The organism is uncultured Polaribacter sp. (assembly GCF_947503875.1).
In the GTDB taxonomy this organism is placed as follows: domain Bacteria; phylum Bacteroidota; class Bacteroidia; order Flavobacteriales; family Flavobacteriaceae; genus Polaribacter.
In genome coordinates this window covers 294,745-315,190 of sequence record NZ_CANNFH010000001.1, presented here as the reverse complement: position 1 = coordinate 315,190, position 20,446 = coordinate 294,745, and the positions used below count along the sequence as shown (strand labels likewise).

The following is a 20,446-nucleotide window of genomic DNA, read 5'->3' as shown; positions in this document are numbered from 1 at the left end:
ATAAATACTGCGAATAAATAATTAAAGTAGACTTTATAAAAAATCTACTTTAATTTAAAAATTCTTAAACTCTTCTTCTTTTAGGTGGGCGACAACCATTATGTGGAATAGGAGTGACATCAATAATTTCTGTTACTTCAATACCTGCATTGTGTATAGATCTTATTGCAGATTCTCTACCATTTCCCGGTCCTTTTACATAAACTTTTACTTTACGTAAACCTGCTTCCTTTGCTACGTTTGCACAGTCTTCTGCTGCTAATTGGGCTGCATAAGGAGTATTCTTTTTAGAACCTCTAAAACCCATTTTACCTGCAGACGACCAAGAAATAACGTCACCTTTTTTATTTGTTAAAGAAATAATGATATTGTTAAAAGAAGCTGTTACATGCGCTTCTCCTATAGCATCAATAATTACTTTACGTTTTTTTGTACTTGCTTTTGCCATAATTTAAAATATTCAGCTATCGTTTTTTAGTAAATTGCACAGTAAAGTACGGCACACTAAATACTAATAACTAATTTAATCTCTAACTTATTTTTTCTTGTTAGCTACCGTTTTTCTCTTACCTTTTCTAGTACGAGAGTTGTTTTTAGTTCTTTGACCTCTTAGAGGAAGACCTAATCTATGACGAATCCCTCTTTGACAACCAATATCCATTAAACGTTTAATGTTTATCTGAACTTCAGAACGTAATTCACCTTCTATAGTAAAACTACCTGCTTGCTCTCTAATTGCTGCGATTTGATCATCAGTCCAGTCTTGAACTTTAATACTTTCGTCTACTTTTGCTTCTGCTAAAATTGATTTAGCTCTACTGTTTCCTATACCAAAGATGTAAGTTAAAGCAATAACCCCTCTTTTATTCTTTGGAATATCAATACCTGCTATTCTTGCCATTACCCTTGTCTTTGTTTAAATCTAGGATTTTGTTTATTAATTACGTATAATCTACCTTTTCTGCGCACTATTTTGCAGTCGGCACTTCTTTTTTTAACTGATGCTCTAACTTTCATCTGTTTATTGTTTTTAGTATCTGTAAGTAATTCTTGCTTTTGATAAATCGTATGGGCTCATTTCTAATTTTACCTTATCACCTGGTAATAATTTAATATAATGCATACGCATTTTTCCTGAAATGTGAGCCGTAACTATATGTCCGTTCTCTAATTCTACACGAAACATAGCATTTGATAATGCCTCTGTTATAGTTCCGTCTTGTTGAATTGCTGATTGTTTAGCCATACTATTTATTCGATTTTCTGTTGCTATTTCCCGCTTTCATTAAGCCGTCATAATGACGATTTAACATGTAGGAATTAATTTGTTGCATAGTGTCTATAGCCACACCTACCATTATTATTAATGATGTACCACCATAAAACATTGCCCAACTTTGTTGTACTCCAAACTGCACTACAATTGCTGGCAATATAGATAAGGCAGCTAAAAATAAAGATCCAGGGAATGTTATTCTAGATAAAACACTATCTAATTTTTCTGCAGTATCTGCGCCTGGCCTAATTCCAGGTATAAAACCACCACTCCTTTTTAAATCTTCAGCCATCTTATTTGTTGGAATAGTAATTGCTGTATAAAAGAAACTAAATATGATAATTAACAATGCAAATATAACATTGTACCCAAAACCATTAATATCCTGTAAACTAGCAATAGCTGGAAATTTTTGAGCTAAGGCAACAGGTAAAAACATAATTGCTTGAGCAAAAATAATTGGCATTACACCTGCAGCATTTAACTTCAATGGAATATAATCTCTTGAACCTGCTACATTCTGAATGTTACCTGCCACAGTTCTTCTAGCATACTGCACTGCTATTTTTCTAACTGCTGTAACCAACAAGACAGTTAATAAAATTACCACAAACCAAACAATGATCTCTATTAATATCATCATAAAACCACCAGCACCCGCATTGTTGGTTTTAGCCGAAAGTTCTTGAAGAAATGCCGCCGGAAAATTAGCAATAATACCCACAGTAATTAATAAGGAAATACCATTACCAATTCCTTTCTCAGTAATACGCTCACCTAGCCACATAGCAAATATTGTACCCGCTGTTAATATGATAATAGATGAAATCCAAAATGTTGCGCCACTAACAAGAAAAGCCTCTGGTCCAAGACCAAATTGTGTTTTAATTGCAGTAATATAAGTAGGCGCCTGAACTAAAGTTATACCAATTGTTAACCATCTAGTAATCTGGGTTATCTTTTTACGCCCGCTTTCTCCGTCTTTCTGTAACTTTTGCAAATAAGGAACCGCAATTCCCATTAATTGAACTACAATAGATGCAGAAATGTAAGGCATAATACCGAGCGCCATAACCGATGCTCTAGCAAAAGCTCCACCTGTAAATGCATTCAATAATCCTAAAAGACCTCCTGAAGTACTCTCTTTTAATGCTGACAGTTGCAATGGGTCTATACCTGGTAAAGGTACAGCCGCCATAAAACGATACACAGCAATTAAACCGATTGTAAGAAGAATTTTGTTTTTTAATTCTTCTATTTTAAAAATGTCTCTTAGCGTATTAATAAAACTCATATCTCAGTTTTCTTATAAAGCCACAGCTTCACCTCCTGCCGCTTCAATAGCTGCTTTTGCTGATGCTGTAAACTTGTGTACAGTTATATTCAATTTAGACTTTAATTCTCCATTTCCTAAGATTTTAACTAGGTCATTTTTACCAACTAAACCGTTAGCAACTAAAATATCTAAATTAACTGTATCCGTTAATTTCCCGCTATCTACCAAAGCTTGCAACTTATCTAAGTTAATACCTTGGTATTCTTTACGGTTAATGTTTGTAAAACCAAACTTAGGAACACGTCTTTGAAGTGGCATTTGTCCACCTTCAAAACCAATTTTCCTAGAATAACCCGAACGAGATTTTTGTCCCTTGTGCCCTCTTGTAGAGGTACCACCATGACCAGAACCTTCACCACGTGCGATTCTTTTGCCTTTTTTTACAGATCCCTCTGCTGGTGTTAAACTATGTAAACTACTCATAATATAATATTGTTATTTAGTTTCTTCAACAGAAACTAAGTGTTTAACTGTATTTACCATACCAACAATTGTAGGAGTTGCCTCATGTTCTACAGTTTGGTTTAATCTACGTAAACCTAATGCCTCTAAAGTTCTCTTTTGATTCTTTAAACGCCCGATTTGACTTTTTACTTGTGTAACTTTAATTTTCGCCATCGTTCTTAGATTTATCCGTTAAATACTTTTTCTAAAGAAATACCTCTTTGCTTTGCAATATCTGCAGCACTACGTAACTGTAATAAAGCATCAAAAGTTGCCTTAACTGCATTGTGAGGATTAGAAGATCCTTGAGATTTTGATAATACATCATGCACCCCAACAGATTCTAATACAATACGTACAGCACCACCAGCAATAACCCCTGTACCAGGAGAAGCAGGCTTGATAAAAATCTTTGCTCCGCCGAATTTACCTTTTTGTTCGTGAGGTAAAGTACCTTCTAAAATAGGTATTCTTACTAAATTTTTCTTTGCATCTTCAACTGCCTTAGCAATTGCAGATGATACATCCTTAGATTTCCCTAATCCATGTCCAACTACTCCATTACCATCACCAACAACAACAATAGCAGAGAAACCAAATGCTCTACCACCCTTTGTTACTTTAGTTACACGTTGTACACCAACTAATCTATCTACAAGCTCTAATCCGCTTGGTTTAACTCTTTCTACGTTTTTATAACCTTGCATAATTTCTTAAAATTTTAAACCAGCTTCTCTTGCAGCTTCTGCTAATACTTTAACTCTACCATGGTATAAATAACCATTTCTATCAAAAGCAACTGTTTCAATACCAGATTTTGATGCTTTTTCTGCGATAGCTTTACCTACTGCATTTGCTGCCTCTGATTTTGATGCTGCTTTTAACCCTTTATCTCTAGATGAAACTGAAGCTAAAGTTACTCCGTTTTCATCATCTATTAATTGCGCATAAATTTCTTTATTACTTCTAAAAACCGATAACCTTGGTTTTGTAGGAGTCCCAGAAATAATCTTTCTGATTCTACGCTTTATTCTAGCTCTTCTTTCTAGCTTTGATAATGCCATAATGCTATATTATTATGCAGATTTACCTGCTTTTCTTCTTAATACTTCACCAACAAACTTAACACCTTTCCCTTTATATGGTTCTGGAGCTCTGAAAGAACGAATCTTTGCAGCGATTTGACCAACTAATTGCTTGTCAAAAGAAGTTAATTTAATGATTGGGTTTTTCCCTTTCTCAGATATTGTTTCTACTTTAACTTCTGGAGCCAATTCTAAAACAATATTATGAGAGAAACCTAAAGCTAAGTCTAATTTTTGACCTTGATTAGAGGCTCTATAACCAACACCTACTAATTCTAAGTCTTTAGACCAACCTTTACTTACACCTTCAATCATATTAGCAATTAAAGCTCTCATTAAACCATGTTGTGCTTTATGGTCTTTACTTTCTGATGCTCTTTCTAAAGTAATTATAGCATCGTCTATACTTACAGTAATACCTTGTGAAATAGTTTGAGATAATTCTCCCAACTTTCCTTTAACTGTAATTACATTGTCTTTTATGTTTACATCTACACCTTGTGCGATGCTAACTGGGTTTTTACCAATTCTACTCATCTCCTTAGGTTTAATAAACGTAACATAAAACTTCTCCTCCAACGTTTTCTTGACGTGCTTTCTTGTTTGTCATAACACCTTTAGATGTTGAAACAATAGCAATTCCAAGACCGTTTAATACTCTTGGCATCTCTGTAGAGCCGACGTACTTACGTAAACCTGGTGTACTAATTCGTTGAATTTTTCTAATTACTGACTCTTTTGTTTCTTTGTCATATTTTAAAGCAATCTTAATAGTTCCTTGCACTTTATCTGCATTAAACTGATAGCTTAAAATATACCCCTGATCAAACAAAATCTTAGTCATTTCCTTCTTCAAGTTTGAAGCTGGAATTTCCACTACTCTGTGTCCTGCTGCGATAGCATTTCTTACTCTTGTAAGAAAATCCGCGATTGGATCTGTATACATATTTATTTAAATTGCGATTATGGTTTTCAAAAAACTCTATTGTACTTACAGATAAATCTGTGAATTTTGAACCTTTAATCAGTTAACATTCTTATACTCAAAAAAAATAGAGCGTGCAAATGTACACATTCTATTTTTAATAATTAAGCTTTATTCAAAAATTCTACCAACTTGCTTTTTTAACACCTGGTATTAATCCTTGATTTGCCATTTCACGAAAAGTAACACGAGAAATTCCAAACTGTCTCATATATCCTTTAGGACGACCCGTTAATTTACATCTGTTGTGTAATCTTACAGGCGATGCATTTTTTGGAAGTTTCTGCAAAGCTTCATAATCTCCAGCTTCTTTTAAAGCTTTCCTTTTCTCAGCATATTTTGCAACTGTACGTTCTCTTTTGCGCTCACGCGCTTTCATTGATTCTTTAGCCATTTCTTAATTTTTTTTGAATGGTAAACCTAATTCTGCCAATAATGACTTCGCTTCTTTATCAGTGTCTGCAGATGTTACAAATGTAATATCCATACCGTTGATTTTCTTAACTTGGTCAATATTAATCTCTGGGTAAATGATTTGTTCAGTAATTCCTAAATTGTAATTACCTCTACCATCAAAACCGTTTGCTTTTATACCGTTAAAGTCTCTTACACGTGGTAAAGAGGCAGTAACTAATCTATCTAAAAACTCATACATTTTATCGCCACGTAAAGTAACTTTTGCCCCAATTGGCATACCCTTACGTAATTTAAAAGATGCAACATCTTTTTTAGACATCGTAGATATCGCTTTTTGACCTGTAATTTTAGTCAATTCTTCTAAAGCATAATCTATTAACTTCTTATCTGCAATAGCTGCACCAACACCTTTAGAAACTACAATTTTTTCTAATTTTGGCACCTGCATTACATTCTTATAACTGAATTCTTCAGTAAGAGTAGAAACTACTCTTTCTTTATATTCTGCTTTTAATCTTGGTACGTAACTCATGATTATTATTATTTATTCGTTTTTTTAGAGACTCTAGATTTAGTATCTCCATCAACTTTATAACCTACTCTTACAGCTACACCCTCTTCTACTAACATAACGTTAGAGATGTGTAATGAAGCTTCTTTCTTTACAATACCACCTTGAGGACTTTGAGCACTAGGTTTTGTATGCTTAGAAACTAAGTTTACACCTTCTACTAAAACTCTATCCTTATCTTTGATAATTTGTAAAACTTTACCTTCAGATCCTTTATGATCTCCTGCAATTACTTTTACAGTATCTCCTGATTTTAATTTAAACTTCTTCATTTTATTATAATGTTAAAGCACTTCAGGTGCTAATGATACTATTTTCATGAATTGTTTCTCACGAAGCTCACGTGCAACAGGACCGAAAACACGTGTTCCTCTCATTTCCTCTGTAGGATTTAAAAGTACACAAGCGTTATCATCAAATCTAATATAAGATCCGTCCTTACGTCTTACTTCTTTTTTTGTTCTTACAACAACTGCTCTAGATACTTGACCTTTCTTAACAGTTCCGTTTGGAGTTGCAGATTTTACAGATACAACAATCTTGTCTCCAATACTTGCATATCTTTTTCTTGTACCTCCTAAAACTCTAATTACTAAAACTTCTTTTGCTCCAGTATTATCTGCGACTTTTAATCTTGATTCTGTCTGTAACATATTATTTAGCTCTTTCTAGGATTTCTACTAATCTCCAACGTTTAGATTTACTCATAGGTCTTGTTTCCATTATCCTAACTGTATCTCCTTCGTTGCAATCATTCTGTTCGTCGTGTGCAACGTACTTCTTAGTCTTTAATACGAACTTTCCGTACATTGGGTGCTTTACTCTTTTAGTTTCTGCAACAACAATAGATTTCTCCATTTTGTTACTAGATACAACACCAATTCTCTCTTTTCTAAGATTTCTTTTTTCCATCTTTAAAATTGACTATAGAATTATTGTAATTCTCTTTTTGTTAATTCTGTTGCAATTCTTGCTACAGTTCTTCTTAAGCTTCTTAACTGCAATGGGTTTTCCATTGGAGTTATGGCATGAGCCATCTTAAGATCAGTATAATTTTTCTGTAACGCTCCTAGCTTTTCATTAAGATCAGCTACAGATAATTCTTTTATTTCTGATTGTTTCATTCTATTTAGAATTAAGCGTTAATATCAAAATCTCTTGCTATAACAAACTTCGTTCTTACTGGAAGTTTTTGAGCTGCTAAACGTAAAGCTTCTTTTGCTACTTCCATTGGTACTCCACCAACTTCAAACAAAATTCTACCTGGTTTAACAACCGATACAAAATGAGATGGTGCACCTTTACCTTTACCCATACGTACCTCTAACGGTTTCGCTGTAATAGGTTTGTCTGGAAATATTTTAATCCATAACTGCCCTTCTCTTTTCATATGACGAGTAGCTGCAATACGAGCTGCTTCTATCTGACGTGATGTTAATAAATTCTGATCTACAGATTTTATTCCAAACATACCATTAGAAAGCTGGTTTCCTCTTTGAGAATTCCCAGTCATATTCCCTTTCGCCTTCTGTACCTTACGGTATTTTACTCTTTTTGGCTGTAACATTTTTAATTTCTACTTTTAAAAATTATTTTCTTCTACGAGGTGTACGCTTAGATCTATCACCACCTTTACCACCAGACTGCTTCTTAGACAATCCTACTAAAGGAGATAATTCTCTTTTACCATATACTTCGCCCTTCATAATCCATACTTTCACACCTAACCTTCCGTATGTAGTATGCGCTTCAACAAGTGAATAATCAATGTCAGCTCTAAAAGTAGAAAGCGGTATTCTACCTTCTTTAAAATGTTCTGAACGTGCCATTTCTGCACCATTTAAACGACCTGAAATCTGGATTTTGATCCCTTCAGCATTCATTCTCATAGTTGCTTGAATAGCCATTTTAATAGCTCTCTTGTAAGAAATTCTATTCTCAATCTGACGAGCAACACTAGTTGCAACTAATCTTGCATCTAATTCTGGTCTTTTAATCTCGAATATATTAATCTGAACTTCTTTTCCAGTAATTTTCTTAAGCTCTTCTTTTAACTTGTCTACTTCCTGACCACCTTTACCGATAATAATACCAGGTCTTGCAGTAGTAATAGTAACGGTTACAAGTTTAAGTGTACGCTCTATAATTACTCTTGAAACACTTGCTTTAGATAATCTAGCATGTATATACTTTCTTATCTTATCATCTTCCGCAATCTTATCTCCGTAGTCATTACCACCATACCAGTTAGATTCCCAACCTCTGATGATTCCTAAACGATTCCCTATTGGATTAGTTTTTTGTCCCATTTCTACTTTGATTAATTACTTAAATTTTTACTACCTAACTCTAGTGTAACGTGATTAGAACGCTTACGAATTCTATGTGCACGACCCTGTGGAGCTGGTCTTAATCTTTTTAACATTCCAGCACTATCTACACAAATAGACTTCACATATAAATTTGCATCTTCTATAGTTGCATCCTCATTTTTTGCTTGCCAATTTGCTATTGCAGATAATAAAAGTTTCTCTAAATTAATAGATGCTTCTTTTGGACTAAACTTTAAGATTTGTAAAGCCTTCTCTACTTCTACACCTCTTACTTGATCCGCTACTAAACGCATTTTTCTTGGTGATGTAGGACAGTTTGTAAGCTTTGCAAAAGCACGTAGCTTTCTTTCTGCTTTCAGCTTATCTGCCATATTTTTTTTACGAACTCCCATTTCCTACTTATTTTTTTCCTTTATTTTTTGCACCAGCGTGTCCTCTAAAAGAACGAGTTGGTGAAAATTCGCCTAATTTATGCCCTACCATGTTTTCTGTTACATAAACTGGTACAAACTGACGGCCATTATGAACCGCAATTGTTTGTCCAACAAAATCTGGAGTAATCATACTTGCTCTTGACCAAGTTTTAATTACAGTTTTGTTACCAGCTTCTACATTAGCCAACACTTTTTTCTCTAACTTATAGTGAACGTAAGGTCCTTTTTTTAATGATCTTGCCATAACTTATTATTTCTTTCTACGTTCTAAAATATATTTATTACTAGCTTTAGTCTTAGACCTAGTCTTAAATCCTTTAGCTGGTATACCATTTCTAGATCTTGGATGTCCTCCTGAAGAACGTCCTTCACCACCACCCATTGGGTGATCTACTGGATTCATTCTTACAGCATTAGTTCTTGGTCTTCTACCTAACCATCTTGATCTACCTGCTTTACCAGAAACCAATAATTGATGATCTGAATTAGATACAACACCAATAGTTCCCATACAAGTTAACAAGATTAATCTTGTTTCCCCAGAAGGTAATTTTACCGTTGCATACTTACCATCTCTTGCCATTAACTGTGCAAAAGAACCTGCAGAACGTGCCATAACAGCTCCTTGCCCTGGTCGTAATTCTATACAAGAAATAGTTGTTCCTAATGGAATCTCACTTAAAGTCATTGCATTTCCAATCTCTGGAGCTACATTCTCTCCTGAAATAATAGTTTGACCTACTTTTAAACCGTTTTGTGCAATTACATAACGCTTTTCACCATCAGCATAACTAAGTAAGGCAATAAATGCCGTACGATTTGGATCGTACTCTATAGTTTTTACTGTTGCGGGAATACCAGTTTTATCTCTTTTAAAATCGATAATACGATATTTTTGTTTGTGACCACCTCCGATATTACGAGTTGTCATTCTACCCTGACTGTTTCGACCTCCAGATCTTTTTTTCGGAGCAAGTAAACTTTTCTCCGGCTTATCAGTTGTAATGGTGTCGAACCCATTTACAACTCTAAAACGCTGACCTGGTGTTACTGGTTTTAATTTTCTAACTGACATTCTGTCTTTTCTTAAAGATTGTTATAAAAATCAATGCTTTCTCCTTCTGCTAACTGCACGATTGCCTTTTTGTATCCACTCTTAATACCAGTTACTAATCCTTTTTTAGTAAACTTTGTATTTCTTTGAATTGGATAGTTTAAAGTTTTCACACTAGAAATAGAAACACCATAAGCAGCTTCAACAGCTCCTTTGATTTCTAATTTATTAGCTTTACTATCTACAACAAAAGCATAACGGTTAAATAATTCGCTATCGTTTGTTGCTTTTTCCGTAATAATAGGTTTTATTAAAATACTCATTTTGAATCCCTATTTGCTTAAGTTTGTATTAATATCTTCTAAAGAGCTTTCAGTAATTACAACTGTATTGGCGTTTAACACACCATAAGTATTAATTTCTGAAGCTTTAACTACTTTAGAGTTCTTTAAGTTACGAGAAGATAAATACACGTTTGCATTTTCTTGCTCTAAAACAAATAATGACTTTCTAGTATCAACTTTTAATGCTTTTAAAACATCTACAAAGTTTTTAGTCTTTGGAGTTTCAAAATTAAAGTCTTCAACGATAACTAAATTTTTATCATTTGCTTGAATAGATAAAGCCGACTTACGAGCCAAACGCTTTAAATTTTTATTCAACTTAAAAGAATAACTTCTTGGTCTTGGACCGAACATACGCCCTCCACCTCTAAAAACACCAGACTTGATAGAACCTGCTCTTGCAGTACCAGTACCTTTTTGTTTTTTTATCTTTCTTGTAGAACCAACTATTTCTGCTCTTTCTTTAGCTTTATGCGTTCCTTGTCTTTGATTAGCCAAGTATTGCTTAACATCTAAATAAATAGCATGGTCATTAGGCTCAACACCAAATACATCGCTAGAAAGTTCAACTTTTCTACCTGTATCTTTTCCTGTAATATCTAAAACTGCTACTTTCATTATTTCTGAATAGTTACAAAAGCATTTTTGTGTCCAGGAATTGCTCCTTTAACAACAAGTAAGTTCTTTTCAGCAACTACTTTTAATACTCTTAAGTTTTGTACTTTCACTTTATCTCCACCCATTCTACCTGCCATACGCATTCCTTTGAATACTCTTGCAGGATAAGATGCAGCACCAATAGAACCAGGGGCTCTTAATCTGTTGTGCTGACCATGAGTAGCTTGACCCACACCTGCAAAACCATGACGTTTTACAACACCTTGAAAACCTTTACCTTTAGATACACCAGAAACATCGACGAACTCGCCTTCTTCAAAGTGCTCAACAGTAATTGAGTCTCCTAATTTATACTCTTCCTCAAACCCTTGAAATTCAACGACTTTTTTCTTAGCAGTGGTGCCAGCTTTTTTAAAGTGACCGTCTAACGACTTGTTAGAACTCTTCGCCTTTTTGTCATCGAAACCAAGTTGCAACGCATTGTATCCGTCAACCTCTTCGGTTCTGACTTGGGTAACAACGCAAGGACCTGCTTCAATTACTGTACAAGGAATATTCTTCCCGTTTTCATCAAACAAGCTGGTCATTCCAATTTTTCTACCTATTAACCCAGACATTTTGTTAATTTTAAGACGATAGATTTATTTTATCCAGCGCGTCTATTTATAAATATTTGTTTGAAACTAATGTTTCGTTTTTACATATCTTTAGAGTTTAGTTCAAAAAAAACAGCGCAAAACAAATTCAACGCTGATTTTGTTTTTACCGTTTTTCCTTCGCGAAACGCTCTGGACATGTTACTCTAATTGAATTTCACATCAAAAAAAGCATTACCCTACTCTATTTCGGGTTGCAAAAGTATTGAAAACTTTCGGTTTAACAAAATTAAACCGAAAGTTATCTACTTTTAATCTTTTAGAGATTCCGAAACAAGTTCGGAATGCATTCAACTTACAACTTTTCAGGTGAAAAGTTGAGTTTCATTACACCTTAATCTCAACTTCAACACCGCTTGGTAACTCAAGCTTCATTAAAGCATCAATAGTTTTCGAAGAAGAACTATAAATGTCTAATAACCTTTTGTAAGCAGCTAATTGAAATTGCTCTCTAGATTTTTTGTTTACGTGTGGTGAACGTAATACTGTAAAAATCTTTTTATGTGTTGGTAATGGTATTGGACCGTTAACTACAGCACCAGTACTTTTTACCGTCTTTACTATTTTTTCAGCAGATTTATCTACTAAATTATAATCGTAAGACTTTAATTTTATTCTAATTTTTTGACTCATCTTGTATTGTTTAGTAGATTATCCTTTTGCAGCAGCGATTACTTCTTCTGAAATATTTGATGGTGTTTCTGCATAATGAGAAAATTCCATAGTAGAAGTAGCTCTACCTGAAGACATTGTTCTTAATGCTGTAACATAACCAAACATTTCTGATAATGGTACAATTGCTTTTACAACCTTCGCTCCATTTCTATCAGACATATCATTAACCTGGCCTCTTCTTCTATTTAAATCCCCAACGATATCTCCCATGTTCTCCTCTGGAGTTAACACTTCCAATTTCATTAAAGGCTCCATAATCTTGGCTTTTGCAGCTTTCGCAGCATTTTTATAACCTAATTTTGCAGCTAACTCAAAAGACAATTGATCTGAATCCACCGCGTGGAAAGAACCATCTTTTAAGGTTACTTTCATAGAATCCATTTCGTAACCCGCTAAAGGACCATTTTTCATTGCTTCTTTGAATCCTTTTTCAACAGAAGGAACAAATTCTTTAGGAACGTTACCACCTTTAATTACAGATTCAAATTGTAAACCTTGAACACCTTCATCTGCAGGCTCCATAGTAAATACAATATCAGCGAACTTACCACGACCACCAGATTGCTTTTTATAAACTTCTCTGTGATCTGCTGTTGCCGTAATAGCTTCTTTATACTCAACCTGAGGCTGGCCTTGACTAACTTCTACTTTAAACTCACGCTTTAAACGGTCTACAATTACATCTAAATGCAACTCTCCCATTCCTGAAATAATAGTTTGTCCAGAAGCCTCATCTGTTCTTACTGTAAACGTAGGATCTTCTTCAGCTAACTTACCAAGACCGATACCTAATTTATCTACATCTGCTTTTGTTTTAGGCTCTACAGCAATACCAATTACTGGATCTGGAAAATCCATTGATTCTAAAACAATTGGGTGCTCTTGAGAAGATAACGTATCTCCTGTTTTAATAGATTTAAAACCTACAGCTGCCCCAATATCTCCTGCTTCAATATAATCAATTGCGTTTTGCTTATTCGCATGCATTTGATAGATACGAGAGATACGCTCTTTTTTCTGAGAACGGTTATTTAAAACATAAGAACCCGCATCTAAACGACCTGAATATGCTCTAAAAAATGCTAAACGACCTACAAACGGGTCAGTAGCAATCTTAAATGCTAAAGCAGCAAAAGGCTCCTTTACATCTGGCTTACGAATTTCTTCTTCATCTGTATCTGGGTTAACACCTACTATACCTTCTTTATCTATAGGTGAAGGTAAATAACGACATACAGCATCTAATAGGAACTGGACACCTTTATTTTTAAATGCAGATCCACAAATCATAGGAATAATTGCCATATCCATTACAGCAGCTCTAAGTGCAGCATGCACTTCTTCTTCTGTAATAGAATCTTCATCTTCCATAAATTTTTCTAAAAGATTCTCATCATAACTTGCTACTTCTTCAATTAAAAGTGCACGGTATTTACGAGCTTCTTCTTTCATATCCTCAGGAATATCGATAACATCGAAAGTTGCCCCCTGAGTTTCGTCATGCCATACAATAGCACGGTTTTTTACTAAGTCAATGATACCTTTAAACTCATCCTCATCACCAATGTTTAAAACGATTGGCACTGCGTTAGACTTTAACATATCTTTTACTTGCTGACATACTGCTAAGAAATCAGACCCTTGACGGTCCATTTTATTCACAAAACCAATTCTTGGTACTTTGTAATTATCAGCTAATCTCCAGTTCGTTTCAGATTGTGGCTCAACACCATCTACTGCACTAAACAAGAATACCAAACCATCTAATACACGTAAAGATCTATTTACTTCAACAGTAAAATCTACGTGACCAGGAGTATCAATAATATTAAAGTGATACCCTTTAGTATCTGGAGTTGGTTTTGCGTTTTCTAATGGAAACTGCCAAGTACAAGTTGTTGCAGCAGAAGTAATTGTAATACCTCTTTCCTGCTCTTGCTCCATCCAGTCCATTGTTGCTGCACCATCATGCACTTCTCCAATTTTATGAGAAACACCTGTATAGTACAATACACGCTCTGTAGTTGTGGTTTTACCAGCATCAATATGTGCTGCAATACCAATATTTCTAGTATATTTTAAATCTCTAGCCATTTCTATTAAAATCTAAAGTGTGAAAAAGCTTTGTTAGCTTCTGCCATTTTGTGAGTATCTGTACGTTTTTTAACAGCAGCACCTTCTTCTTTAGCCGCAGCTAAAATTTCAGCAGCTAAACGCTGTGCCATTGTTTTTTCGTTTCTCTTACGAGTGTACAAAATCATCCATTTGATAGCCATAGATACTTTACGATCTGGTCTAATTTGCATTGGAATTTGGAATGTTGCCCCACCAACACGTCTAGAACGAACTTCTACGTGTGGCATTACATTAGACAAACCTTCTTTCCAGATTTCTAAAGCCGACTTTTCTTCGCCTTCTCCTTTTCTTTCTTCTACAATCTCTAAAGCATCATAAAATACTTTAAAGGCTACTGACTTCTTACCACTCCACATTAAGTTGTTTACGAAACGTGTTACTAACTGATCATTAAACTTTGGATCTGGCAATAAGACTCTTTTTTTTGCTGCTCTTTTTCTCATGTCTTTACATTAAAAAAGTTACTAATTTTACTTTTTTGGGCGTTTCGCACCATACTTAGACCTACGTTGAGTTCTTCCCTCAACACCTGCTGTATCTAATGCTCCACGTACCACGTGATATTTAACACCTGGTAAATCTTTTACCCTTCCACCTCTAACTAATACTATCGAGTGCTCTTGCAAGTTGTGTCCTTCACCTGGAATGTATGCGTTTATCTCATTACCATTTGTTAATCTAACCCTGGCAACTTTACGCATTGCTGAATTAGGTTTTTTTGGCGTTGTGGTATAAACACGAGTACAAACTCCACGTCTTTGAGGACAAGACGACAAAGCAGCCGATTTACTCTTCTTAGTTATTTTGGTTCTTCCTTTACGAACTAATTGTTGAATAGTTGGCATACTAAATTATTACTGTTTTTCGTTTATATTAAACATTCCCTTATTTTTAAGGGTCTGCAAATGTACAACTAATTTATAATTATACAAGTATCAGCAAGTTATTTTTTAAAAAAGTATTTTCTTAATCCGAAAAACAATACATTTTAAATTACTTTTGAAAACATAAATATACGCTTTGAGCATCAAAAATATCTTTCTTTCTTTTGTTTTTCTGAACACCTTATATATAGGTAAAAGTTTTTCACAAGAGCTTATACTAAAATCTATAAAACAAAAAGAACAAGTATTTTTAAACAGCATAGACTTTAACAAAGAGGCAAAAGATTCTATACAACTATTTAGCAATCTAAATTATATTTCAAATAAATTAAAAAAAGAAGGGTACTTTTTAAGTTCTTTAGACAGTTTAATTTTAAAAGAAAGAAACTATACAGCCTATTTTTCACTTCGAAAAAAAACGGATTCCATAACGTTAAAATTAACTAACACAGATCATGAGTTTTTGAAAATTTTAAAATTAAAACAAACAAATATAAAGCTACAGATATCTCAATTAGAAGACTTCAACAAAAAAATAACAAACACACTAGAGGAACAGGGTTATTCTTTCTCTAAAATTAAATTACAAAACTTTGAGCTAAGTAGCAATAATATCTTTGCAGACCTATATATAAGTTACAGTAAAGCAAGAAAAATCGACAATGTTATTTATAAAGAGTACACCAACTTCCCTAAAAAATTTACAACAAACTTTTTCAATATTGACAAAAACACCATTTTTAATCAACAGATCATAAAAAAGATTTCTATTTTATCTCAGAGCTTAAATTTTATAGAAGAAATAAAACCTCCCGAAGTTCTATTTAAAAAAGATTCCACGTTATTATATATGTACATCAAAAGAAAACAGAATAACAGCTTTGATGGTTTGATAAATTTTAATTCTGAAGAGAATGGTAAACTCGCATTTAATGGTCATTTAGATTTAAAATTGAATAATGTATTAAATCGTGGAGAAAACTTTGAATTGTTTTGGAACAGCTTAGGTAACACAAGCCAAGAGTTACTAGTTAATGTAAAAACTCCATATATTTTTAACACAAAAATTACACCTAACCTAGGATTTACATTGTTCAAGCAAGACTCAACCTTTATTAATACCAAACTTTATTTACATACGTCTTACCAAATAAAAGCAAATACAAACCTAAGTTTATCTTTTCAGTCCGAAAATTCAAACACCAGCAGAACAACTCAAGAATTATCAAGTTTTAATAACTTTTTTTTCGGTTTAGGATATAATTTTAAAATACCTAGCAATAGTTTTTTTAATAACAACAAATTTAACTTAGCTATATCTGGCAAATATGGACAAAGGATTACATCACAAAGAACAAATCAAATACAAATAGCCACAGACATAAGCTATTTTATAAATTTAAAAAGGAGATCCGCAATATATCTGCGTAATAAAGCTAGTTTGTTAAATTCAGACTCCTTTTTACAAAATGAGCTTTATAGAATAGGAGGCGTAAACTCGGTTCGAGGTTTTAATAATAAAAGTATATTTACAGATCGATTTACTATTCAGCAAATAGAATACAGATACCAAACTTCACGAAAAGCATATTTATATAGTATAACAGACCTTGCCATTGCAGTACAAAACAAAATTCAGCAGCAATTATTTGGCCTTGGCCTTGGCTACACCTTTTCCTCCAACAACTCCAAAATAAACCTATCCGCAGTTACGGGTAACAATGTAAAGCAACAAATTAATATTAGAAATACACAATTATTAATTAACTGGACTACGTTTTTCTAAAAATTTAAACCCTTAGATAAATTCAAAATAAAATCATAAAACCCTAAACTGAGTTTAAATAAAAATACAACCACATACATACACTTAAATCAACAAAAACGGAAAATCATTGAATATTTATCAAAAAAATACGAATAAAAAAAAGAATATGAAAAATGACCGTCTTAAAATTGACTAAAAAAATGAAAAAATATTTAAACATTTTTTGTTAAAAAATTGTTTTATTAAGTTTTATTTAAGACTTTTGGAATTAATTAATTCAAATAATTATACAATGAAAACAAAGTTTAATGGATTTTTAACGCTATTACTGGCGTTAGTTGTGCAAATTTCCTTTGCACAGAAGAAAACAATAACCGGTAAGGTTTCAGATAGCTCTGGTAGCTTACCAGGAGTTAGTATTCTTTTAAAAGGTAGTAATACTGGTACAGAAACAGATTTTGATGGTAAGTATTCCTTAACCGCAAAAACTGGAGATGTACTTGTATTCAGATATCTAGGATATAAGACAGTAGAAAGAGTAATTGGAGCTAGCAATACCATCAATGTTACGCTTAATGAAGATGCTAGTGTTTTAGACGAAATTGTAGTTATTGGCTACGGTGAACAAAAAAGAGAAACAGCAACTGCCGCTGTTAACTTTTTAGGTGCAGAAGCAGTAGAAAACAGACCTGTTGGTTCTGTTGTTACAGCTTTACAAGGACAAACACCTGGTTTGAATATATCTACAGCTAACGGACAACCTGGAGGAAATAGTCAGATTTTATTACGAGGTGCAAACAGTCTTGGAGGTAATAACGAACCTTTATTCATAATAGATGATATTGCAGTTGATGAGGATAGTTTCCAAAACATCAACCCAAATGATATTGAATCTATCTCTATTTTGAAAGATGCATCTGCTACAGCAATATACGGTAACAGAGCAACTGGAGGTGTAATTATTATAAAGACTAAAAGAGGTAAATTTAACCAAAAAACTTCTATTTCATATAGTGGTCAAACAGGTTTTTCTTTTGTCCCTGAAGCTCAATTTGAGTTAACAAACACAGAACAATTATTAAATATTGAAAGAGATGCAGGTGTTGCCGTTGGTGGTGGCTTTGGTAATGCTTGGGTTAGAGATAAGTTGGGTATTACATCTAGTGGAGCTTTATCTGATGAAGAAATAGCTAGAATTAGTGCAGACCCAAGCTTTAACACAAACTGGCAAGACCTTTTATTGAGAACAGGTAGATTTCAATCTCACAACATTGCAATTTCAGGTGGTTCAGAAAAGATGACAACTTATAATTCTATCGGATATTTTGAGCAAGAGGGTATTACCTTACGTTCTAAATTAGAAAGAATTACATTAAGAAGTAATACTACTTTAAAGAAGGATAAATTTACATTATCTACAAATATAGGTATTGGTTATTCTGTATCTGACTTCCCTGGAGGTATTGGTGGAGCTGGTACTACTAGTGGTTCTTTAAGTAATCCTTTTATTGTTCCTTTCGTAGGTAAGCCATATTTACCTGCTTTTAATGCAGATGGTAGTAGAGATATTATTGGTAATCCTGAATTTGCTGATGCTGCTGGATTTTTAAACACGCCTTTTATAGCGCAAAATGTTGCTGCTTTTGACACCAATAGACGTAATGAAATTAGGCTAACAGGATCTTTACAAGCTAAATATGATATAACGGAGAACTTTAATGTACTATATAACTTCGGTATAGATCATATTAACAGAGAAGATTTTGCACAACAACCTGCAAATAGTATTAGAGGTTTCAGAGTAAATAACGAAAATGCTCAGTTTCAAGGTTCACAAAACCAAGCTATATCAAAAGATACTAGAATGAATTCTGATATTAGATTTAATTATTCTAATACATTTAATGATGTTCATAATATTGGAGCACTTGGTGCTGTAGAATATTTGTTTTCACAAATAGATGGTTTTAGTTTTGCACAAACAGGATTATTACCGGGATTAGAAGGTTCTGCAGGATTTATAGACGGAAATACAACGGAAGACCCAGATGGAGATGGAGTATTAGATTATTTTTACATTCCAGCAGTAGGATCTTTTGTTACTAATGTTGCTCAATTTTCTGTTTTAGGTAAAGTTAATTATGATTATGACCAAAAGTTTGGTGTAGACTTTACATTTAGAAGAGATGGATCTAGTAGATTTTTAGAAGATATTAGATTTGGTAATTTCTTTGCCGTAGGTTCTTTTGTAAATCTTACAAGAATATTTGGAAATACTGATTTTGTAAATGATGTAAAATTAAGAGGTAGTTATGGTACAACCGCAAACGACAGAGTAGCTGGTGGATATTATGGTGGACTTGTATTACCTTTTGATTTATTTGGTAATGGAACAGGTTACAATGGAACCGTAAGTTTAGTACCAAACCAATTAGGTAACAGAACCTTAACTTGGGAAAATACGACTAAAACAAATATTGGAATTGACTTTATATTAGATAACAGAAGATTAACTGGATCTTTAGACGTTTTTAGAAACGTAACTAATGACCTGTTTTTATCTGCACCTAATACATTAATTTCTGGTTTTGGAGCAATCCAAGGAAATAATGGTAAACTTCAAAACACTGGAGTAGAAGCTATTTTTAATTATCAGTTATTTAACACGGAAGATTTCTCATGGTCTATAGGGGCAAATGCTTCTTACCTTGAAAATGAAATTTTAGAATTGGATGGTGTAGAACCAGATGCTGATGGAGAAATCGTATTTAACGCGGCGCAACAATCTCCAGAATCTGTAGGAAGGTCTATAAATACATTTAACTTAGTACGTTGGGCAGGAGTTAATCCAGCAAATGGTAGACCTCTTTATTTAGATAAAGAAGGCAACGTAACAGAAACGTATAATGAAGCAGACAGAGTATGGACAGATAAATCTTCTATACCAAGATACCAAGGAGGTTTTAATACAGACATTAACTACAAAGGCTTCTTTGTAAATGCTATTTTTAATTTTAGCGCTGATGTTTGGAGAAACAATGGTACATTAGGGGTTGCAGAAGATAATGGTCTAATTGGTATTGCTAACGTTACTACTAATTTATTAGATGCATGGAAAGAACCAGGAGACATTACAAGCATACCTGCATTAACTACAGGAGGTACTAGATTATTATTAACAGACAGATACTTAGAAGATGCTTCTTTTGTAAGATTAAAAAACTTACAAGTAGGGTATAACATACCTAAAGCTTTCTTAGACAAAACACCTTTTAGTTCTGTAAGAATATACGGACAAGGAGAAAACTTAATTACATGGACAAAATGGAGAGGATTCGATCCTGAATTTAGTCCTTTTGCAAATAGTGATTTCTTTTCATTCCCAAATGGAAGATCTGCAACAATTGGAATTGATTTAAAATTTTAATAA

Annotated in this window: 31 protein-coding genes; 2 read left to right on the top strand and 29 right to left on the bottom strand. The window is 33.5% G+C overall.

What is annotated here, in order from left to right:
• Window positions 1-64 precede the first annotated feature (64 nt).
• The 29 genes from rpsK to rpsL all read right to left on the bottom strand — a co-directional run bounded on the left by rpsK (window position 65) and on the right by rpsL (window position 15,209).
• The gene (gene rpsK, locus Q0684_RS01445; RefSeq protein WP_299012248.1) at window positions 65-448 is read right to left on the bottom strand and encodes a 30S ribosomal protein S11; all 384 of its coding nucleotides are present in this window, start codon (window positions 446-448) and stop codon (window positions 65-67) included.
• Between the two features lie 87 nt (window positions 449-535).
• Window positions 536-901 (bottom strand): 30S ribosomal protein S13, encoded by a 366-nt coding sequence (gene rpsM / locus Q0684_RS01440; RefSeq protein WP_299012247.1) that lies wholly within the window; start codon window positions 899-901, stop codon window positions 536-538.
• Window positions 901-1,017 (bottom strand): type B 50S ribosomal protein L36, encoded by a 117-nt coding sequence (ykgO, locus tag Q0684_RS01435; RefSeq protein WP_004568720.1) that lies wholly within the window; start codon window positions 1,015-1,017, stop codon window positions 901-903. Before ykgO ends, rpsM begins: the two co-directional genes overlap by 1 nt.
• Window positions 1,018-1,030: 13 nt before the next feature.
• Window positions 1,031-1,246 (bottom strand): translation initiation factor IF-1, encoded by a 216-nt coding sequence (infA, locus tag Q0684_RS01430; protein ID WP_004568721.1) that lies wholly within the window; start codon window positions 1,244-1,246, stop codon window positions 1,031-1,033.
• A 1-nt stretch (window position 1,247) separates the two neighbouring features.
• Window positions 1,248-2,570 carry a preprotein translocase subunit SecY gene (gene secY / locus Q0684_RS01425; RefSeq protein WP_299012246.1) on the bottom strand — a complete coding sequence of 441 codons (1,323 nt, stop codon included), beginning with the start codon at window positions 2,568-2,570 and terminating at the stop codon, window positions 1,248-1,250.
• 12 nt (window positions 2,571-2,582) lie between these two features.
• On the bottom strand, window positions 2,583-3,035 hold the full coding sequence (gene rplO, locus Q0684_RS01420; RefSeq protein WP_299012245.1) for a 50S ribosomal protein L15: 453 nt from the start codon (window positions 3,033-3,035) through the stop codon (window positions 2,583-2,585).
• A 12-nt stretch (window positions 3,036-3,047) separates the two neighbouring features.
• Complete coding sequence (rpmD, locus tag Q0684_RS01415; protein ID WP_299012244.1) at window positions 3,048-3,230, bottom strand: 50S ribosomal protein L30; 183 nt, start codon at window positions 3,228-3,230, stop codon at window positions 3,048-3,050.
• A gap of 11 nt (window positions 3,231-3,241) precedes the next feature.
• Window positions 3,242-3,766, bottom strand: coding sequence for a 30S ribosomal protein S5 (rpsE, locus tag Q0684_RS01410; protein ID WP_299012469.1), 525 nt, complete (start codon window positions 3,764-3,766; stop codon window positions 3,242-3,244).
• Between the two features lie 3 nt (window positions 3,767-3,769).
• Window positions 3,770-4,120, bottom strand: a complete 351-nt coding sequence (gene rplR / locus Q0684_RS01405) for a 50S ribosomal protein L18 (RefSeq protein ID WP_299012243.1) — start codon at window positions 4,118-4,120, stop codon at window positions 3,770-3,772.
• Window positions 4,121-4,132: 12 nt separating this feature from the next.
• A complete protein-coding gene (rplF, locus tag Q0684_RS01400; RefSeq protein ID WP_299012242.1) occupies window positions 4,133-4,678 on the bottom strand; it encodes a 50S ribosomal protein L6 in 546 nt (181 codons plus the stop codon).
• A gap of 10 nt (window positions 4,679-4,688) precedes the next feature.
• Entirely contained in the window at window positions 4,689-5,087 is a 399-nt protein-coding gene (gene rpsH / locus Q0684_RS01395) for a 30S ribosomal protein S8 (protein ID WP_138536144.1), read from the bottom strand.
• Between the two features lie 163 nt (window positions 5,088-5,250).
• Window positions 5,251-5,520, bottom strand: coding sequence for a 30S ribosomal protein S14 (rpsN, locus tag Q0684_RS01390; protein ID WP_015482233.1), 270 nt, complete (start codon window positions 5,518-5,520; stop codon window positions 5,251-5,253).
• A gap of 3 nt (window positions 5,521-5,523) precedes the next feature.
• Window positions 5,524-6,075: a 50S ribosomal protein L5 gene (rplE, locus tag Q0684_RS01385; RefSeq protein WP_299012241.1), complete on the bottom strand. Its 552-nt coding sequence runs from the start codon at window positions 6,073-6,075 to the stop codon at window positions 5,524-5,526.
• Window positions 6,076-6,083: 8 nt separating this feature from the next.
• Complete coding sequence (gene rplX / locus Q0684_RS01380; protein ID WP_299012240.1) at window positions 6,084-6,386, bottom strand: 50S ribosomal protein L24; 303 nt, start codon at window positions 6,384-6,386, stop codon at window positions 6,084-6,086.
• Window positions 6,387-6,398: 12 nt separating this feature from the next.
• On the bottom strand, window positions 6,399-6,767 hold the full coding sequence (gene rplN / locus Q0684_RS01375) for a 50S ribosomal protein L14 (RefSeq protein WP_004568733.1): 369 nt from the start codon (window positions 6,765-6,767) through the stop codon (window positions 6,399-6,401).
• A 1-nt stretch (window position 6,768) separates the two neighbouring features.
• The gene (gene rpsQ, locus Q0684_RS01370) at window positions 6,769-7,026 is read right to left on the bottom strand and encodes a 30S ribosomal protein S17 (protein WP_065320234.1); all 258 of its coding nucleotides are present in this window, start codon (window positions 7,024-7,026) and stop codon (window positions 6,769-6,771) included.
• Window positions 7,027-7,046: 20 nt separating this feature from the next.
• Window positions 7,047-7,238: a 50S ribosomal protein L29 gene (gene rpmC, locus Q0684_RS01365; protein WP_298765574.1), complete on the bottom strand. Its 192-nt coding sequence runs from the start codon at window positions 7,236-7,238 to the stop codon at window positions 7,047-7,049.
• Between the two features lie 11 nt (window positions 7,239-7,249).
• A complete protein-coding gene (rplP, locus tag Q0684_RS01360; protein WP_298765577.1) occupies window positions 7,250-7,681 on the bottom strand; it encodes a 50S ribosomal protein L16 in 432 nt (143 codons plus the stop codon).
• Window positions 7,682-7,703: 22 nt separating this feature from the next.
• Complete coding sequence (gene rpsC / locus Q0684_RS01355; protein WP_299012239.1) at window positions 7,704-8,423, bottom strand: 30S ribosomal protein S3; 720 nt, start codon at window positions 8,421-8,423, stop codon at window positions 7,704-7,706.
• Window positions 8,424-8,434: 11 nt separating this feature from the next.
• Window positions 8,435-8,839, bottom strand: a complete 405-nt coding sequence (gene rplV / locus Q0684_RS01350) for a 50S ribosomal protein L22 (protein WP_298765583.1) — start codon at window positions 8,837-8,839, stop codon at window positions 8,435-8,437.
• Window positions 8,840-8,846: 7 nt separating this feature from the next.
• Entirely contained in the window at window positions 8,847-9,125 is a 279-nt protein-coding gene (gene rpsS / locus Q0684_RS01345) for a 30S ribosomal protein S19 (protein WP_015482224.1), read from the bottom strand.
• A 6-nt stretch (window positions 9,126-9,131) separates the two neighbouring features.
• Window positions 9,132-9,956: a 50S ribosomal protein L2 gene (gene rplB, locus Q0684_RS01340; RefSeq protein ID WP_299012238.1), complete on the bottom strand. Its 825-nt coding sequence runs from the start codon at window positions 9,954-9,956 to the stop codon at window positions 9,132-9,134.
• 11 nt (window positions 9,957-9,967) lie between these two features.
• Complete coding sequence (rplW, locus tag Q0684_RS01335) at window positions 9,968-10,258, bottom strand: 50S ribosomal protein L23 (protein WP_298765589.1); 291 nt, start codon at window positions 10,256-10,258, stop codon at window positions 9,968-9,970.
• Between the two features lie 9 nt (window positions 10,259-10,267).
• A complete protein-coding gene (gene rplD, locus Q0684_RS01330; protein ID WP_299012237.1) occupies window positions 10,268-10,897 on the bottom strand; it encodes a 50S ribosomal protein L4 in 630 nt (209 codons plus the stop codon).
• Entirely contained in the window at window positions 10,897-11,514 is a 618-nt protein-coding gene (gene rplC / locus Q0684_RS01325; RefSeq protein WP_298765594.1) for a 50S ribosomal protein L3, read from the bottom strand. The genes rplD and rplC overlap by 1 nt, the downstream gene beginning before the upstream one ends.
• 366 nt (window positions 11,515-11,880) lie before the next feature.
• Window positions 11,881-12,186, bottom strand: coding sequence for a 30S ribosomal protein S10 (rpsJ, locus tag Q0684_RS01320; RefSeq protein WP_068363283.1), 306 nt, complete (start codon window positions 12,184-12,186; stop codon window positions 11,881-11,883).
• Between the two features lie 18 nt (window positions 12,187-12,204).
• Window positions 12,205-14,322, bottom strand: coding sequence for an elongation factor G (gene fusA / locus Q0684_RS01315; RefSeq protein ID WP_299012236.1), 2,118 nt, complete (start codon window positions 14,320-14,322; stop codon window positions 12,205-12,207).
• A gap of 5 nt (window positions 14,323-14,327) precedes the next feature.
• On the bottom strand, window positions 14,328-14,807 hold the full coding sequence (rpsG, locus tag Q0684_RS01310; RefSeq protein WP_138536169.1) for a 30S ribosomal protein S7: 480 nt from the start codon (window positions 14,805-14,807) through the stop codon (window positions 14,328-14,330).
• 27 nt (window positions 14,808-14,834) lie between these two features.
• Entirely contained in the window at window positions 14,835-15,209 is a 375-nt protein-coding gene (gene rpsL / locus Q0684_RS01305) for a 30S ribosomal protein S12 (protein ID WP_018943587.1), read from the bottom strand.
• Between the two features lie 502 nt (window positions 15,210-15,711).
• On the opposite strand from rpsL, the gene Q0684_RS01300 reads away from it, so the two are divergent.
• Entirely contained in the window at window positions 15,712-17,034 is a 1,323-nt protein-coding gene (locus tag Q0684_RS01300) for a hypothetical protein (protein ID WP_299012235.1), read from the top strand.
• A 274-nt stretch (window positions 17,035-17,308) separates the two neighbouring features.
• The gene (locus tag Q0684_RS01295; protein ID WP_299012234.1) at window positions 17,309-20,443 is read left to right on the top strand and encodes a SusC/RagA family TonB-linked outer membrane protein; all 3,135 of its coding nucleotides are present in this window, start codon (window positions 17,309-17,311) and stop codon (window positions 20,441-20,443) included.
• Window positions 20,444-20,446 lie beyond the last annotated feature (3 nt).